The sequence below is a fragment of the Streptomyces corchorusii genome (assembly GCF_001514055.1).
Taxonomy (GTDB): domain Bacteria; phylum Actinomycetota; class Actinomycetes; order Streptomycetales; family Streptomycetaceae; genus Streptomyces; species Streptomyces olivaceoviridis.
This window is the reverse complement of sequence record NZ_KQ948356.1, coordinates 528,809-545,292: the sequence shown is the minus strand read 5'-3', so window position 1 is coordinate 545,292 and position 16,484 is coordinate 528,809. Positions and strand designations below refer to the sequence as shown.

16 protein-coding genes and 2 tRNA genes are annotated in these 16,484 nt (G+C 70.9%); 13 read left to right on the top strand and 5 right to left on the bottom strand.

Going from position 1 to position 16,484, the window contains the following annotated elements; genetic code table 11:
* Positions 1-106 precede the first annotated feature (106 nt).
* Entirely contained in the window at positions 107-1,300 is a 1,194-nt protein-coding gene (locus tag AQJ11_RS49255) for a hypothetical protein (RefSeq protein WP_159061670.1), read from the top strand.
* A gap of 348 nt (positions 1,301-1,648) precedes the next feature.
* On the opposite strand, the gene AQJ11_RS18005 is transcribed toward AQJ11_RS49255, so the two are convergent.
* From AQJ11_RS18005 to AQJ11_RS17995, 3 genes are read right to left on the bottom strand one after another with little or no spacing between them, the layout of a single operon-like run.
* Entirely contained in the window at positions 1,649-2,029 is a 381-nt protein-coding gene (locus AQJ11_RS18005; protein WP_059263715.1) for a hypothetical protein, read from the bottom strand.
* Positions 2,023-2,451, bottom strand: coding sequence for an ATP-binding protein (locus AQJ11_RS18000; RefSeq protein ID WP_059263714.1), 429 nt, complete (start codon positions 2,449-2,451; stop codon positions 2,023-2,025). Before AQJ11_RS18000 ends, AQJ11_RS18005 begins: the two co-directional genes overlap by 7 nt.
* A 46-nt stretch (positions 2,452-2,497) precedes the next feature.
* On the bottom strand, positions 2,498-2,905 hold the full coding sequence (locus AQJ11_RS17995) for an NUDIX hydrolase (RefSeq protein ID WP_059263713.1): 408 nt from the start codon (positions 2,903-2,905) through the stop codon (positions 2,498-2,500).
* 109 nt (positions 2,906-3,014) lie between these two features.
* Here AQJ11_RS17995 and AQJ11_RS17990 point away from each other — a divergent pair, with 109 nt between their 5' ends.
* The 10 genes from AQJ11_RS17990 (at position 3,015) to AQJ11_RS17945 (ending at position 9,920) form a co-directional block, all read left to right on the top strand.
* Positions 3,015-3,803 carry a GntR family transcriptional regulator gene (locus AQJ11_RS17990; protein WP_059263712.1) on the top strand — a complete coding sequence of 263 codons (789 nt, stop codon included), beginning with the start codon at positions 3,015-3,017 and terminating at the stop codon, positions 3,801-3,803.
* Positions 3,804-3,970: 167 nt separating this feature from the next.
* Positions 3,971-4,327: an SCO3933 family regulatory protein gene (locus AQJ11_RS17985; protein WP_059263711.1), complete on the top strand. Its 357-nt coding sequence runs from the start codon at positions 3,971-3,973 to the stop codon at positions 4,325-4,327.
* Complete coding sequence (locus AQJ11_RS17980) at positions 4,327-5,703, top strand: FtsK/SpoIIIE domain-containing protein (RefSeq protein ID WP_059263710.1); 1,377 nt, start codon at positions 4,327-4,329, stop codon at positions 5,701-5,703. Before AQJ11_RS17985 ends, AQJ11_RS17980 begins: the two co-directional genes overlap by 1 nt.
* Positions 5,704-5,737: 34 nt before the next feature.
* Positions 5,738-6,358, top strand: coding sequence for a DUF2637 domain-containing protein (locus tag AQJ11_RS17975; RefSeq protein ID WP_059263709.1), 621 nt, complete (start codon positions 5,738-5,740; stop codon positions 6,356-6,358).
* A gap of 11 nt (positions 6,359-6,369) precedes the next feature.
* Positions 6,370-6,561: a mobile element transfer protein gene (locus AQJ11_RS17970; RefSeq protein WP_059263708.1), complete on the top strand. Its 192-nt coding sequence runs from the start codon at positions 6,370-6,372 to the stop codon at positions 6,559-6,561.
* Positions 6,562-6,577: 16 nt separating this feature from the next.
* Positions 6,578-6,772 carry a hypothetical protein gene (locus AQJ11_RS17965; RefSeq protein WP_059263707.1) on the top strand — a complete coding sequence of 65 codons (195 nt, stop codon included), beginning with the start codon at positions 6,578-6,580 and terminating at the stop codon, positions 6,770-6,772.
* A gap of 25 nt (positions 6,773-6,797) precedes the next feature.
* On the top strand, positions 6,798-7,043 hold the full coding sequence (locus AQJ11_RS17960) for a hypothetical protein (protein ID WP_059263706.1): 246 nt from the start codon (positions 6,798-6,800) through the stop codon (positions 7,041-7,043).
* 140 nt (positions 7,044-7,183) lie between these two features.
* Positions 7,184-8,482 carry a replication initiator gene (locus AQJ11_RS17955; protein WP_208616555.1) on the top strand — a complete coding sequence of 433 codons (1,299 nt, stop codon included), beginning with the start codon at positions 7,184-7,186 and terminating at the stop codon, positions 8,480-8,482.
* Positions 8,479-8,685, top strand: a complete 207-nt coding sequence (locus tag AQJ11_RS17950) for a helix-turn-helix domain-containing protein (RefSeq protein WP_059263704.1) — start codon at positions 8,479-8,481, stop codon at positions 8,683-8,685. Before AQJ11_RS17955 ends, AQJ11_RS17950 begins: the two co-directional genes overlap by 4 nt.
* A complete protein-coding gene (locus AQJ11_RS17945) occupies positions 8,682-9,920 on the top strand; it encodes a site-specific integrase (RefSeq protein WP_059263703.1) in 1,239 nt (412 codons plus the stop codon). The genes AQJ11_RS17950 and AQJ11_RS17945 overlap by 4 nt, the downstream gene beginning before the upstream one ends.
* A gap of 83 nt (positions 9,921-10,003) precedes the next feature.
* Here AQJ11_RS17945 and AQJ11_RS17940 read toward each other — a convergent pair.
* Positions 10,004-10,076: transfer RNA gene (locus AQJ11_RS17940), tRNA-Arg, on the bottom strand.
* Positions 10,077-10,281: 205 nt separating this feature from the next.
* Positions 10,282-10,372: transfer RNA gene (locus AQJ11_RS17935), tRNA-Ser, on the bottom strand.
* Positions 10,373-10,538: 166 nt separating this feature from the next.
* Between AQJ11_RS17935 and AQJ11_RS17930 the strand changes: the two genes are divergently transcribed.
* The gene (locus AQJ11_RS17930) at positions 10,539-11,009 is read left to right on the top strand and encodes an SSI family serine proteinase inhibitor (protein ID WP_058081108.1); all 471 of its coding nucleotides are present in this window, start codon (positions 10,539-10,541) and stop codon (positions 11,007-11,009) included.
* Between the two features lie 226 nt (positions 11,010-11,235).
* Positions 11,236-16,467, top strand: coding sequence for a PAS domain-containing protein (locus tag AQJ11_RS17925; protein WP_107120841.1), 5,232 nt, complete (start codon positions 11,236-11,238; stop codon positions 16,465-16,467).
* The last annotated feature ends 17 nt before the right edge of the window (positions 16,468-16,484 follow it).

Below are 16,484 nucleotides of genomic sequence, written 5' to 3'. Positions count from 1 at the left end.
TCTGACTTGTCACCATGTGCCGCTTCGTCCGAAACAACTTGGCGGTCCTGCGATCCGGCTCCTGTAGATCCTCGTAAGGTAAAGAGAATCTAGCTTTAGGGGGAAAATGAGCGTCGAGAATACTCCACCTTTTGCAGAACTCCACGCAGGTATCACAGCAAAAGACTTGCGGGAAGTGATTTCGAAATCCGGGTACCCATTCCAAGCAACTGTCGCGGACATCATTCGATCCGCCTCCGTGGCCAATGTTCGAGACTTTAAGATGCAAGAAGAATGGGCTTTTATAGACCGAGAGTCAGGGCAAGCCAGATCTATTGACATCCTGGTCGACCTCGCATTTCCTCACGATTATGACAATCCTGATTCGAAGCTCAGAACGCGACTGAACCTTCTAGTTGAGTGCAAGCAAAGTGACTTGCCATACATTTTCTTTCTGCGCAAGTCTGCACCTGTCCCCCATAATGAATTTCCCGAGATTTACGGTCTTGATAAGCAAGATATTCGGGTCTTTACTAACGCAGCGAAGGAGGAAGGGGTAAAAGATGACAGTTTTTCGTGGTGGGTGAACCTCCGAGACGCCCTAGAGTTTGCCGAAGTTCCATTCTTTGGCGCGCCTACGCTATATGCAATTTCCTTCGCCAAGGCCATCAGGCGTGGTCCCAAATTGGAACTCACGGGTGAAGACGCTTACAGGTCGCTCACTCTCCCGCTGTTGAAGGCCGCTGATCACCTCAAGGAACTCAGTAAGCCCACCGGGGATCACCCGTTACTGTTCCCCCGGATCGTCATCAACCTGGCTGTAGTCAGGGCACCCATGATCTGCGCATTCGAAAGCGGTGGAGAGAACGAGCTTATTGCGCTTCCTTGGGTGAGGGTCAGTCACTTGGAGCCAACAGAAGGTGGCAAAAGTGGACGAGATCTGAGTGGGGCGGTTCGGTATTTTGACGTCGTGCATGAATCATTCCTGGCGAGATACCTGGAGGTCCTATATCGCGACGCCGATGAAGTCGCACAGAGAATGCATCGACATTCCAAAGAGGTGGCTGGCGGAGTGGCCTTTTCTGATTTAAGCGAAGGTCATGAATCTCTTTCGCCGCTTCCTGACCATTATCGCCAGTATCTCTCCAAGCCGTGCACGATAATTTTCCGCCATCACGTTCAGTCTCTAGGGTTGACCGTTGGCAAATCTGGTGGCGAAATATCGGATCACCCGGATAATCCGACTGTCATTGGTTGGATAGATGGATATGACTGGCTTTATCCATCGGAGCAGCAACCGCCTAAAACCGAGGTTCGATAGCGCAGAGGTCGGTGGAGCGGCTTTGGGGTGGCGCTGCTTTGGCGCGAGTGATCATGGCCCCGTAAGCTTCCGGCGCGTCGGGCAGTCGTGGACCTGCCCGGTAAAGCACGACGTTGGGGCCATGATCTTCGAGGCTCGCGCCAAAGTGGCTCCGTAAAGCCGTGGAGCCGGCCGCCTCAGCCACGACGTAACCCCTTCTCTGGCCTCAGGTGACTGATTGCCGTGCACGCGGCACGGGCGCCGGCCGGGCTGGAGCGGGGCGGAGACAGGAGCGCAGGCCCGGCCGGGGGCCGGGCCGCGTGCGGGGAGCGGAGCGAGCCGCCTTGAACCAGTAGAGAAAGTTGTAACTCAGTCTGTCGGGCGGGGCTTGAAGTCGTACGCACATGCGGGAAGTTCGGCTGCCTGGCGGTGCGCGAGTGGCAGGAAGAGCACGGGTCGGATCGTCCAGGTGATGCGGGTCTTGGCGTGGGTCACTGACACCGTGCACGGCTCGGCGCGTAACAGGGCTCGGCGGGTCTCGATGCGGCCCTCGTACAGCCACTCCCACGCTTCGTCTGAGGCGTCCGCGTCCAGGGCCGGTGAGATCGTGCGGAGCGCGACCGCTACCCAACGGTCGGCCTGGGGTGCCGAGTAGGCGTCGAACGATGCCAGCAGTGCCGGCCCCCGCTGCTCGGTCAGGTCCTCGGTCCAGCACTCGCACCAGTAGCCCCACTGAGGCGGCTTCAGCATGGGTGGCCTCCCAGTCGGGTGTCCGCAAACAGCTCCGCGGTGACCGTGTGACCCTGGTCGCTGTCGTGCACGACGACTCGATGGGCGATCGCGCTGACCATGCCCAGTCCCCGGCCGTGTTCGGCGTCCTGGTCCTGGTGCTCGACCTTGGGAGCCGTGGCCGTGCCGCCGTCGTCCGTGACCGAGACGGCGACCACTTGAGCGGAGACCGCGACGGCCAGGTGGAAGCTGCCGTGCTCCCGGCCGCTCGCCGTGTGAAGGATCGCGTTTGCGCTCAGCTCGCTCACGATCAGTTCGGCGTCGTCGGCTAAAGGGGAGCCGCGCAAGATGTCACGGGTCCATCGGCGGGCCCGGCCCACTTCTTCGGGGAATCCTGGGCAACTCAGTCCCCAGACCCGGGCTGTACTCGTATACTCGTGCATACAAGTTCCTTCGTGCTGATAGGCCGCCATGTGCAGCGGGTTCGGGCTAGACGAGTTTCACGCCGTCGTGGGCGCGGATGGCCGGCGGGGTCGTCGCGTCGAGTGCGTCCAGGACGCGGATCGCGTACGCCTCGTCGGCAAGCTCGGTGACCTCTTCGCGGGTGGCCCAGCGCAGTGCGCGGGTCTCGTCACCGGTGGTGGGCGCACCGTCGGCGGCTTCACAGCGGAAGACCAGCGAGACAATCAGGCCCTTCATGTTCTTGTAGACGCCGGTCAGAGTCGCCGGGAGGGCAATCTTGATGCCGGTCTCTTCGAGGACTTCGCGCTGGAGGGCTTCCGGGATGGTCTCCTCGCGTTCGAGGACACCGCCCGGCGGCTCCCAGTGGCCGTTGTCCCGGCGCTGGATCAGGAGGGCCCGGCCTTGGTCGTTCACGACGACCCCGGCGACGCTCACGGAGTGCGGGCGTTCAGTGCTCACGTTCCTCGGCCCTCTCGGCTGGCTAGGCTCTCCACCGTAGCAACAACACTCGCCCACTCGTCTAGATACCTAAAGGAGTACTCACGTGAGCCCTCTTTCTTCGGGCCTGCTCGGTGATCTCGACCCCACGAGCGATCGTGCGGTCTTCCGGCAGATCGCCGACCAGTTGCGCGAGGCCATCGACCGTGGGCGATTCCGTGAGGGCGAGAAGCTGCCCTCCGAAGCCGACCTTGTCGACCACTTCGGGGTGTCCCGGATGACGGTCCGCAACGCCTTCTCCATCCTCCAAGGTGAGGGTCTGGTACACGCCGAGCACGGCCGGGGTGTCTTCGTACGGCCACGGCCCCCCGTCCGGCGGCTCGCCTCGGACCGTTTCGCCCGGCGGCACAGGGAACAGGGCAAGTCCGCGTTCATCGTGGAGGCCGACGCGGCCGGCAGTCACCCCCAGGTGGACAGCCTGGAGGTCAAGGAAGAGAAGGCCAGCCAGGACATCTCCACTCGGCTCGGGTCCGTGCGGCGAGTTCTCGCGCGTCGGCGCCGGTACCTGCTCGACGGGAAGCCGGTCGAGTTCGCCACCTCGTACCTCCCGCTCGACATCGCCCGCGGGACCCCCATCGCCGAACCCAACCCGGGCCCCGGTGGCATCTACGCCCGCCTCGAAGAACTGGGCCACCACCTCGACCACTTCGAGGAAGAGATCCGCGCCCGGATGCCCTCGCCCGCAGAGGTCAAGACGCTCCGACTGGCCGCTGGCGTCCCGGTCATCCATCTCATCCGGACCGCCTTCGACACCGAAGGACGGGCCGTCGAGGTCTGCGACACGGTGATGGCAGCGGACGCCTACGTCCTCTCGTACCAGCTTCCGGCGACCTGATCGTCACGATTTGCGGTGGTGCGCGGGGACGTCCTCCCGAACTCGTACACCCCAACACGCTTACTCGTATAGACGAGTGGGTGAGTGGTGTGGCAAGGTGACTGTGTGATCCCGATCAAGGGGTTCGCATCACCCACCTTGTATAGACGAGTAGATAGGGGTGTGCCTTGCGCACCATCCGCGTGGAGACCTCCGGAGCGACGATCCTCCTCACCGAGGCCCCCGAGCCGAAGGTCCGAGACCGGCAGACGGGCGAGATCGCCAAGGACGCCAACAGCGGTGAGGCGCTGATGACCATCGGCGTCGTCTACATCGAGGACGGCGAGTCCTCGCTCATCAAGGTCACCGTCCCGGAAGGCGGCATCTCAGAGGGGCTGACCCTCGGGGCGCCGGTCTCGCTGCCGGGCCTCGTCGCCCGGCCGTGGGAGTCCGTCTTCAACGGTCAGCAGCGCCACGGCATCGCCTACCGCGCTGCTGCAGTCACTCCGGCCGCCTTCCCGGCCACGACCGGGGCCGTCGCCTGATGTCCGACCTGACGACGCTCCTCGAAGTGGGTGGTCCTGTCGCCGCGCTCGGCGGCGGGGCCGCCTACGCCCGGGCCAAGCACCCGGCGGCGTACTGGTCCACGGTCGGCCTGCCGGTGTCCACGGTCCGGCTGCTCAGCTCGTACGGCTCGGTCATGGAGGCGTGCGGCCTGACCATGGCACCCTCCCGGCTGCGGGTGCTCGCCGTGAAGGCCATGACGCAGCGCGAGGTTCGCCCCGTACCGCCGCGTCGGGGCCTCATCCGGCCCACCACGACCGGGCTGCGGATACGCCTCCGTCTGGCGCCGGGCCAGGAACCGGCTGACTTCGCCGCCTCCGCCGAGCGGCTGCGGCACGCCTGGGGCGTTCACGCCGTGTACGTCACGACCGTCAAGCCGGGAGTCGTCGAGCTGCGGCTTGTCGGCTATGACGTCTTACGGAGAGTGCGAATGCCACGCAAGGTCGCGGGCGGCTTCCTCAAGGTGCCGGTCGCCCTGCGCGAGGACGCCATGCCGTTCGTACGCGACTACCGCACCATTCCCCACCAGCTCACCCTGGGCGCCACGCTGTCCGGCAAGTCCATGTACCTGCGGCACCTCATCGCCGGACTCGCTCCTCAGCCGGTCGCCCTCGTCGGGATCGACTGCAAGCGGGGCGTCGAGCTGTCCCCCTTCGCGCCCCGGCTCTCCGCACTCGCGACCGACCCGGAACAGGCGGCAGAGCTGCTGCCGGTGCTGGTCAAGGAAATGGAGGACCGATACGACCTGATCAAGGCCCGGCAGGGCATCGCCCCCGACACTGCGGACGAGGAAATCACCTCCGACATCTGGGGCCTGCCCGAGTACGAACGCCCGGTGCCGGTAGTGCTGTTCGTGGACGAGGTGGCCGAACTCTTCATGGTCGCCACGAGGAAGGACGAGGAACGGCGCGACGAGATGGTCACGCAGCTCATCCGCCTCGCCCAGCTCGGCCGCGCGGCCGGCATGTACCTGGAGGTGTGCGGGCAACGCTTCGGCGCTGAACTCGGCAAGGGCGCGACCATGCTCCGCGCCCAGCTCACCGGCCGCGTCTGCCATCGGGTCAACGACGAAGCGTCCGCCAAGATGGCGCTCGGCGACATCGCCCCCGAAGCGGTCATGGCCGCCTGCTCCATCGCCCCCGAACGGCCCGGCCTGGCCGTGGCCGGTGACACCTCCGGCGGCTGGTCCCGCATCCGCACGCCGTACCTCTCCCTGGGCGATGCCGCCGAGACCTGCCGCAGGGCGGCGAACCTCGTGCCCGACCTCACCGCGCTGAAACCCTTCCGCCCTGACGTGCCCGTGCGTCCGGTCGAGAGCGCGACCCCGGTCGTCCTGCCTCACCCGGTAGCCGACTGACCTTCCCCCGCCTGACTCCGGAAGGAGCCGCATCATGCGCGCCCACCTGGCCCGCGTCGACGCGGTGCTCGTCCAAGCGCTCATCGCCGCCGCGCTGTCCTTCGCCCACCTGCACGACGTCGCCGTGGCGGCCGGACAGGACGGATGGAAGGCGTGGGCCTACCCCGTCTCCGTCGACCTGCTGCTCGTCGCCGCCTGGCGTCGACTGCGCTCGGGTCATGGCAAAGCGGCGGCCTGGTGCTGGTTCGTCATCGCCCTCGCCGCCTCCCTCGGTGCCAACGTCGCCACCGCCGGCCTCCTCGACCTCGGCAACGTCCCGGCCTGGCTGCGCATCCTCGTCGCGGGCTGGCCCGCCGTCGCCTTCCTCGGCGGAACCCTCCTCGCGCACACCGCGCCGAAGACGGACCCCGCACCGGGGGTCATCAAGGACCAGGAGGACGAGTCCGAAGCCGCACCCGAACCACCCGCACAACCCGCCATCGAGACACCACCGCAGCACCCGCCCGTACCCGTCCCCTCCGCCCTGGTCGCCCACGCCCGCAAGGTCGCCGCCGAGCATCACGCCCGTACCGGCGTCCCGATCGACACCCCCACTCTCCGCGCCCGCCTCGGCGTCCCGGTTCCGATGGCCGAGGCCATCGCCGCCCACCTCTGAGAGGAGACCGCGTGTCCGCCAACCGCAGCTTCCGCAACGTCACCCGCATCGGCCCCGTTCAGGTCGGCACCGCTTACGACGGCCGGGGCCACGAGAAGCACACCGCGGCCTGCATCGCCCCGCGCTGCGGCTTCTCCGCCGACTACGACAGCCGCGCTGCCGCCGAACTGGCCGCCCGCACCCACCGCTGCCCCGTCCGCTGAAAGGACCCGGACAACCGTGATCGTCAGCCTGCCGCTCGTCGTCGTCCTCGGCTTCTTCGCCTGGGGAGCGATCAAGTTCCTCGGCGTCCGCACCTGGATCGTTGTCCTGATCGCCCTGTTCGGCTTCTGGCTCTCGCACACCTTCCTGGCTCCCGCCATCGAGTCCGGTACGCGCTCCGGCGTGAGCGTCGTAAACGGCTCACATAACTAGACGAGTAGATAAGGAGAGGTCAACCGTGTTCCTGCCCAAGTACCCGGACAACCCCACCCCGCCGTCCGCCCACACCCACATCCCGACCGGCCCGGCACCGGTCCGACGCGGCCGGCCGTCGCTCCCCATCGATCAGAAGACGGTCGTGGCGGTGCTCGTCGGTGGAGTCGTCCTCACCGCGCTTCTGGCGGCCGTCGCCATCACGGCGATTTCCGTGGCCGTCGCCGCCGTCGTCTTGCGCTCCCTGGTCCGCGACCAGCACCGGCACTGACCGGCCGGCCTGACCCGGGGCGGCCACGACACGGCCAAGCATCCGGCCGCCCCGGGCCCCTCCCTCCTGACCGATCCAGCCAGAAGGAGACCGCCATCTTTACCCGCACCACCCCGCCCCCGCTCCCGGAACTCGCAAGGCTGGCCGAACACGGCACCCTGCCCGGTATCCTCCGGCAGCTCACCGGGCTCGGCGGCTGCACCCACCCGATCCGCCTCGACGGCCACCGCACCGAGTACGGCGTCGACACCACCACCGGTGAGATCGGCCGCGTCCTCCACCACCTCGACTCGGCCACTCTCCCGGCCGGCCAACTCCTCGTGCGCTGCAACAACCGCCGCACCACCCGCTGCCCGGCCTGCGCCGAGGTCTACCGCCGCGACACCTTCCATCTGATCACCGCCGGACTGCGTGGTGGCAAGGGCACCCCAGAACACGTCGCCGCCCATCCCCGCGTCTTCGCCACGTTCACCGCCCCCGGCTTCGGCCCGGTGCACAACCGCCGCACCGACGGCCGCCCCTGTCGCTGTGGCACCCACCACGACCAGGACGACGACAACCTTGGCACCCCGCTGAACCCGGACACCTACGACTACGAAACGGCCGTCCTCTGGAACGCCCACGCCGGACAGCTCTGGCGGCGCTTCTCGACCTACCTCCGCCGAGAGGTCGCCAAGCGTGCGGGCCTGTCACAGCGCCGGTTCCGCGACCACGCCCGCGTCTCCTTCGCCAAGGTCGCCGAGTACCAGAAGCGCGGAGCCGTCCACTTCCACGCCGTGATCCGCCTCGACGGCCCCGGCGGCGGAGACACCCCGCCCCCGCCCTGGGCAACGGCCGAACTCCTCACCGACGCCATCCGCGTCGCCGCTGCCAAGGTCCGCGTCGACGGCCCGGTCATCGACGACCGCGCCCACACCTTCGCCTTCGGCCGCCAGCTCGACGTCCGAACCATCCGCTCCGCCGACTTCAACGACGGCCAGGAGCTGACCGAGCGGGCCGTAGCGGCGTACATCGCCAAGTACGCCACCAAGGGAGCCGAGACCGCGACCGGCGCCCTCGACCGCCCACTCAAGTTCGCCGCCGAACTCGCCCAACTCGACATCAGCGACCACGCACGCCGCCTCATCCGAACAGCCTGGACCCTCGGCGCACGCAAAGACCTGGAACACCTCCGCCTGCGCGCCTGGGCACACATGCTCGGCTTCCGCGGCCACTTCTCCACCAAGTCCCGCCGCTACTCCACCACCCTCGGCGCCCTCCGCGACGCCCGCGCCGAATGGCGCCGGGCACAGGCAGCAGCGGCGAACGGACCGGAACCCGAAACGACTTACGTCCTCGCCCACTGGGTCTTCGCCGGCACCGGCCTGTCCGACACCGAAGCCTGGCTTGCCGCATCCCTCGAACCCGCCCCCGGAACGGAAGGAGAACCCACCGCATGACCACGATGACCATCACCCGTAAGTGGCACACCACGGCCGAAGTCGCCGAGATGCTCGGCTTCGGCCTCTCCAAGACCAAGGCGCTCATCCTCAGCGGTGAAATCCGGTCCGTGAAGATCGGCCGCAACCGCCGGATCCTCCCGGCCTGGGTGGACGAGTACGTGGCCCGCTGCACCTCCGAGACCGAGGAGTGGGCGGCATGAGTGGGAAGCGCGCGAACGGCGAGGGGTCCATCTACCCGTACAAGAACGGCTTCGCGGCCTATGCCTGGGTCACGACCCCGGAGGGCGACCGCAAGCGGAAGTACGTGTACGGCAAAACGCGCGAGGAGACCCACGAAAAGTGGATCAAGCTCCACAGTGAAGCCAGCAAGGGCCCGGTGCAGACCCGGCACCGCACGGTGCAGGCGTTCCTCTCCTACTGGCTTGAGTCGATCGTGAAGCCCAACCTGGCTCCACTCTCGTACGTGTCGTACGAAGGTTCCGTGCGGCTCTACATCAACCCGCACCTTGGCGGGAAGCGGCTCGACAAGCTGACCGTCCGGGACGTCCGGGAGTGGCTGACCAAGCTGGCCGGCATCTGCCAGTGCTGCGCCCAGGGCAAGGACGCCAAGCGGGCCAAGGCACGGCAGCGGTGCTGTGCCGTCGGGGAGTGCTGTGAGGCCTACCCGTCCCGGCGGGTCGTCCAGGCCGCCCGAGACGCCCTGCGGGCCGCGCTCACCCACGCCGTCACCGAGGAGGAGATCAGCAAGAACGTGGCCTCCTTGGTCAAGGTGCCCAAGCCTCGGCGGCGCCGGATCAAGCCCTGGTCCGTGGTCGAGGCCGGGCGTTTCCTCGCCGATTCCCTCGCTCGCGAAGATCCGCTCTTCGCCGCCTGGGTCCTGGTGCTCTGCCTCGGCCTGCGGCGCGGTGAGGTCCTGGGCCTGACCTGGAAGTCGATCGACTTCGAGACCGGTGAGCTGTACGTGGATCACCAGATCCAGCGAGCGGGCCGACAGATCCTCCACCGGGAGACCAAGACGGAGGAGTCCGACGACTTCCTTCCGCTCCCCGAGTTCTGCCTTCGGGCGCTCCGGATGCGGCGTGCCCAGCAGACCGGGGACCGGAAGGCGGCCGGTGAGCTGTGGCAGGACACTCGCGGGCTGATCTTCACCACGAAGTACGGGACGCCGATCGAGCCGGGGAACCTCACCCGCATGTTCGCCCTGCGGGCCCGGCGCGCCGGCCTCCGGGTGATCCCGCTACGGAACACGCGCCACACGTGCAGCTCGCTCCTCGTCGCCCTGAAAGTCCACCCGAAAGTCGCCCAGCGAATCCTGCGGCACTCGCAGATCGCCATGACGATGGAGGTCTACGCCGAAGCCAGCGAGGAAGAGGTGCGGGCCGCGCTCGGCAAGCTGTCCGCCGCCATGGGCGGTATCGGGACCGAGACCGGCTGATCCAGACCCCGTTGCTGTACTTCGCTGCTGTACGCCCCTGAAACGCAAGAGGCCCCGGAGTGATCCGGGGCCTCTAACCTGTGTGCACTCGGCAGGATTCGAACCTGCAACCTTCTGATCCGTAGTCAGATGCTCTATCCGTTAAGCTACGAGTGCTTGTTCTTTTGTTTTGCCTCCGCTCCCGGTCCTTTCGGCCCGCTCGCGGCGACAGGAAGAACATTACATGACTGCCGCCGTCATGTGAAATCCGATCCGCAGACCCCTTGTGACCTGCGAAAACGTCGACAGGGGGGCGGGGAGGCGGCGAAGGCCGGTGAACGCCGAAGCCCCGGTCCTGGGGACCGGGGCTTCGGGATCGGGGCGGAGGCGGAGGGATTTGAACCCTCGATGGGCTTTAAGGCCCAAACCGCATTAGCAGTGCGGCGCCATAGACCGGACTAGGCGACGCCTCCAGCACAACCGCTCACGCGAGCGCGCGAGTGGTGCGTGCAGATGATGACACAGTCGAGTGCCGCGTCACCAATCGCCCCCCACGGTACTAGGCACCTGGGCCGCAGGGCAAAGGGCTTCTCCCCCGGCGGGGCGCAACGTCTGGGGCGGGGGCGCGTTGGAAGGGGCATGGACTCTGTGCTGCCGGGCGCCGGGCGGCGCCTTCTGCTCGCGACGCTCTCCGCCGCCGCTTCCCTCGTCCCCCTCACCGCCGTGCCCGCCGCCGCGGCCGGCGCCATGCCGCCGCCCGTCCGGCCGGAGGACCAGGGTGATCACCTCACCGTCGTCGTCCGGCACGCCGGGGCGGGGCGGGACGGGACGTACGAGGTGCGCTGCCATCCCAGTGCCGGCCGGCACCCGGACGCCGCCGGGGCCTGCCGGGTGCTCGACGCGCACACGCGGTGGGGGCAGGACCCCTTCGCACCGGTGGCCCCCGGCTCCGCCTGCACCATGCTCTACGGCGGCCCGGCCACCGCCCATGTCACCGGGACCTGGGCCGGACGCCCGGTGGACGCCTCCTACGACCGCGGCGACGGGTGCGAGATCGGGCGGTGGGACCGGATGGTGCCCCTGCTGCCGCGCATGGGCGGACCGGCGTAGCGAGCGGCGGGCGGACGCATTGGTTCCGTAAAGGTCCCGGGGAGGACTCGGGGATCCGGCGCATACGGTCACGCGTTCGCCGTCACTTCCTCGTGGGACCTCCCTCCCATCCGGCGCCGCGAGCGCGACCCGTGCCCTTAGACTCCCTCGCGTGACACGTCGCGGGCCGGTTGGCAAGATGGCCCGAGCGGTCGGCAAGGTGCGGTAACAGGGAGGAAGGCGTCTCGTGAGCAGCAGGCCATCCCGAGGCGCTGCTCGCCTCGCAGCCATACTCGACGCGCTGCCGGACGCGTTGGTCCTGGTCAACGCCAACGGAACCGTCGTCAACGCCAACACCATCGCGCTGGAGGCCTTCGAGACGCCCGGTACGGCTCTCGTGGGGCGCGGGCTGCTCGATCTGCTGCCCGAGTTCGACTCCCGGCTCATCCCGGGCTCCATGCGGCGGCCCGATCACATGGATCCCACGGGACGGACCAAACCGACCCGGATGGTCGCGCGGCGGACCGACGGGACCGAGTTCCCGGTCGAGGTCACCAGCGCGAATCTGGAGAACGGGCAGCAGGCGTACGACGGTTACGGCTACACCGGCGACGAGCTGCTGATGCTCGTGGTCCGGGACCTGTCCGGGACCGTGGACACCGAGGCCGAGCTGGCCCGGTCGCAGCGGCAGACCGAGATGATCCTGCGGGCGGCGGCGGAAGGTGTCGTGGGCACCGACACCGACGGACGCATCGTGCTCGTCAACCCGGCCGCCGCCCAGATACTGGGGTACCGGGCCGGTGAGCTGGGCGGCAAGGAACTGCACACGCTGGTGCTGCACTCCCGTGCCGACGGCTCGCCCTTCCCGTACGACGAGTCGCCGCTCGCCGACACCCTGCGCTCCGGGCGCAAGCACCGGGTGCGCGGGCAGGTGCTGTGGTCCAAGGGCGAGAAGAAGGTGCCGGTCGACCTGACCACGGCGCCGGTGCGCGACGGCGACCAGCTCGTCGGCGCCGTGATGACCTTCACCGACCGGCGGCCGTACGACGCCCTGGTGGAGGAGAAGGCCGCGCTGGAGAAGGCGCACGCCGAGGAGCTGGAACGGCTCTCCGAGGAACACGCCTCCGACCTGACCGCGCTGCGCCAACGGCATGTCACCGAGGTCGAGGAGCTGCGCGAGCAGCACACGGAGGAGCTGGCGGCCGGCGAGGAGCGGTACGCGGCGCTCGCCGAGCGGGAGAAGGACCGGTACGAGGCCCTCGCCGGGCGGCACGAACAGCTGCTCACGCTGCTCGGGCAGTCGCTGCGCGGGCCGCTGGACGAGCTGCGCCGCGAGCTGTCCGCGCTCGCCGCCGACGACGCCGGGCAGCTGTGGCCCGAGGCCAACCAGGTGCTCCACCACCTCTCGGCCGGCTACTCCCGCATCACCACCCTCATCGACAACGTCCTCGGGTACCAGCGGCTGGACGCGGGCAGCGAGGACATCACCCGTACGAAGGTGATGCTGGACGCCGTCGTCGCCGCCGGTGTGGACGGGGCCGTCGAGCTGATCGGGCCTGGGCGGGTGCAGTTCGCCGTCCACGCGCCGCCCATCGAGGCCGAGGTCGACCCGCAGCGGCTCGCCACCGCGCTCGCGCACCTGGTGGCGGACGTCGCCGGGGTGGACGCCACCGGCAACACGCCCGTCTCGGCGGGCGGTTACCTGGACAACACCGTCGTCGTGGCCGCCGCGCAGCGCGGCGAGGTCGCGCGCATCGAGGTGCGCGGCCCGTACGCCGGCGGAGACCCGGTGCACGAGCCGATCGTGCGCGGGATCGTGCGGGCCCACGGCGGTGTGCTCCAGACGCACGAGGTGCCGGGTATGAGCGGCAGCGCGTACGTGCTCGAAGTACCGCTCGGCGGCGGGGCGGGCGCGGTCGCGGCAGGGGCGCCAGGGGCTGCCGGTGCCGCCGCGGCACCGGTCGCCGTTCGGGTGCCGGACGGCGGTGAGGGCGGCGCGGACGACACCGGTGCGGCCGGGCAGGGCCCCGGTGGTGGCCGGCGGCGTGCCCGGCGGGCCTCCACGGACGCCTTCCTGGACAGTGACATGACCGGCGCCGGTGACGCCGGTGAGGCGGAGGCGCCCGTGCCGACCGGACGGCGCCGGCGGCGTGCCGCCGCGCCCGTCGAGGAGGGTGCCGCGGTCCCCGCCGAGGGCGCGGAGACCGCCTCCGGCGGGACCGGACGCCGCCGTGGTCGGCCCTCGGACAACGCCGGGGCCGGTGAGGGCACCGCCGAGGGCGTGTCCGAGGGGTCCGTGGTGACCTCGGCCGAGCAGGGCGCGGGGGCCGCCGCCTCGGGTACGGGACTCGGTGGCACCGTGCCGCCGCAGGGCGTGCCCGTGCCGACGGGCCGACGCGCCCGCCGCGACTCCGGTGCCCCGCAGGCCGCGCTGCCTGCGGCGCTTCCGGCGGCGGGCAGCGAGCCGGGTGCGCGGGCGGTGCCGGCCGAGGGTGCCTCCGTGGCGCCGGCGCAGGATGGCGAGGCGGCTACGGCCGAGGGTGCGCAGCCGACGGGACGGCGCCGACGGGCGCTGGCCGCGGCGGCGGAGCGGGCCGCGGCACAGGAGGCGGGCGGCGCGCGTACCGTCTTCGCCCTCCCGCCGGCCGAGGCGGACCGGTCCCCGGACACGCCGGGCCCGGACGGTGGCGCGACCGACGCCATGGCAACCGGTACGGGCGCGGGTGCGGCTGGGCCGCTGCCGCCGGCTGACGGCGCGGCCACGGGCCCGGGCGCCGGGGTGCCGGTGTCTCCGGGCGCCGGGGGCCAGGCGGCTCCTGGTACGGGCGCCCCTGTGGCTCCTGCTACGGGCGCCCCTGTGGCTCCTGGTGCCGGGGTTCCGGTGGCCCCTGGGACCGGTGTTCCTGTGGCTCCCGGTGCTGGGGGCCAGGCGGCTCTTGGTACGGGCGCCGCCGCGGCTCCTGGTACGGGCGCCCCTGTGACTCCGGGTGCCGGGGTTCCGGTGGCGCCTGGGACCGGTGTTCCTGCGACTCCTGGGGCCGGGGTTCCTGCCGCTGGCCCCGTGACGCCCGGTGCCGGGGTCGCTCCGGGTGCCGGCGCGCCCACGGGCTCCGGCACCGACGCCGGCGTGCCCGTGGCTCCGGGTGCCGTTGCCCCGGCCGTCCCCGGTGCGGGACCCGCCGTCCCCGGTGCCGGTCCCGCAGCCGGCGGAAGGCCCGGCGTCGCCGGTCCGGTGGCCGGTGCCGGGCCGTTGCCCGGTCAGGTGCAGGTTCCCGCCCGGATGCCGGTGTCCGTCGAGGGCGTCCCGGGTGACGACGGCCGACACGACGCCGTACCGCTCGACCAGGCCGACGACCACACCCCGCCGCAGCCGCATCCCACCAGCGCCCCGACCGGCCGGCGCCGCCGGGCCGTGGCCCAGCCCGCCGAGGCGGCCCGGACGGTGGCGCCCGCGACCGGGCAGACCCCGGCGCAGCCCCTTCCGGCGCCGGCCGCTTCCGGCCAGGTTCCGCAGGGGACGGCCGTACCCCCGGGCCCCGGTCAGGGGACCCCGGCCCACCGTGTTCCGGCGCAGGGGACGGCCGGGCCGGGCAACCCCGTCGCTCCCGCCGGGCAGCCGGCCGCCCAGGCGCAGGGTGCCGTGCCCGCGGGCCCCGGCGTCCAGCCCGGTGCCACGGCGCCGGGCGCGCCGGGCCACCCCGCGTCCGCCGCCGTCGCCCCTGGTCAGCCCGCGCCCGCCCCGGCGGCTCCGGCCTCGGCCACGCCTGCCCACGGCACGCCCGGCCACGCCCCGCAGGGCCAGGGCACTGCTCCCCACCTCGCGCCCGCACAGCCGGGCACCCCGGCCGCCGGCACTCCGGTGGCGTCCCCGGGTGCGCTGCCGTTGCCCGCCGAGGCCGGCACGGGTCAGGTGCCCGCGGGGGCGCCGGCCGCCCCTGTGCCGCCCGGCGTCCCGCAGCAGTGGCCGGGCGCCGACGACACCTCCGGCACCGGGACCCGCACACCGGTTCCGGGCGCCCCCGCCGCCGATGTCCCGCAGCAGTGGCCCGGCTCGGGCGACACCTCCGGCGCGGGGACCCCTAGCCCGGCCCCCGGTACCCCCGCGGCCGACGTCCCGCAGCAATGGCCCGGCACCGGGGACACCTCCGGCACCGGGATCCCCGCCCCCGGCGCCCCTGCCGGTGGCCGGCCGCAGCGGGTCGCGGCGCCGCTGCCCGCCGAAGCCGCCCCCGGCACCCCCGTCGACCCGGACTCGACGCAGGGACGGGCGATCAGCGTCCGTACGCTCGGGCAGGGCGTGCCGTTCGCGCGGCAGGCCGCTCAGGTGCAGCAGCCGACGGCGACCCCGCCGCCGCACGCGCCGGGCGGTTCGGGCCGGCGGCGCAAGCTGGGCACGCGCCCCGACCCGGCCCCCAACGGCCAGGAGTCGCAGCCGGACCAGGCGGCCCGGCCGCACCCGTCCGCCGAACCCGCGTCCGCGCACCCCACGCCGACCGGGCAGCCGTCACCCGGCGGCCAGAACTCGCTCGCCGGGCAGCCGTCCCTGCCGCACCCCTCGCCCACCGCCCCGGCACCCGTGCCGCAGTCCTCGCTCGGTGGGCAGGCGCGGCCGGCGCAGGGCACCGAGGGGGGCGGGCGGTCGTACGCCATAGGCGCCCCGGAGCCCGATGCCGCCGAGGGGCCGGAGCCGCTGGACGGTCCCGGTGGGGCCGTGGAGGTGGCGGACACCCCGCGTCCGCAGCCGCTGGACGACGAACTGCCCCCGGAGCCGCTGGACAACCCGCGCCGGCTGCTGGTGTGGCCCGCGCCGGACGTGACGACCCAGCAGGCGCTGAGCGACCGCGGCTACCGGCCGGTGATCGTGCACTCGCGCGAGGAGGTCGACGCCCAGATCGCGGCCTTCCCCGCCGCGCTGTTCGTGGACCCGCTGACCGGGCCGATCACGCGGACGGCGTTGCAGTCGCTGCGGCAGGCCGCCGTGGCCGCCGAGGTCCCGGTGCTGGTCACGGCCGGGCTCGGGCAGGCGACGCGGGAGGCGGCGTACGGCGCCGACCCCGCCGTCCTGCTGAAGGCGCTGGCTCCCCGGGACAGCGAGCAGCATCCGCCGCGGGTGCTGCTCATCGAGGAGCACGCGGAGATCGCGCTGGCGCTGACCGCGACGCTGGAGCGGCGCGGGATGCAGGTGGCGCGGGCCGCGAACGACAACGACGCGGTGACGCTGGCGGGGCAGTTCCGGCCGAACCTGGTGGTGATGGACCTGATGCAGGTGCACCGCCGGCGCGCCGGGATCGTGGACTGGCTGCGGGCGAACGGGCAGCTCAACCGCACCCCGCTGGTCGTCTACACCGCCGCCGTCGACCCGGCCGACCTACCCCGGCTGGCCTCCGGCGAGACCGTGCTGTTCCTCGCCGAGCGGTCGACCAGCGGCGAGGTGCAGTCGCGGATCGTGGACCTGCTGGCCCGGATCGGCACGAACTGACCGGTCGGCGGTAGCGG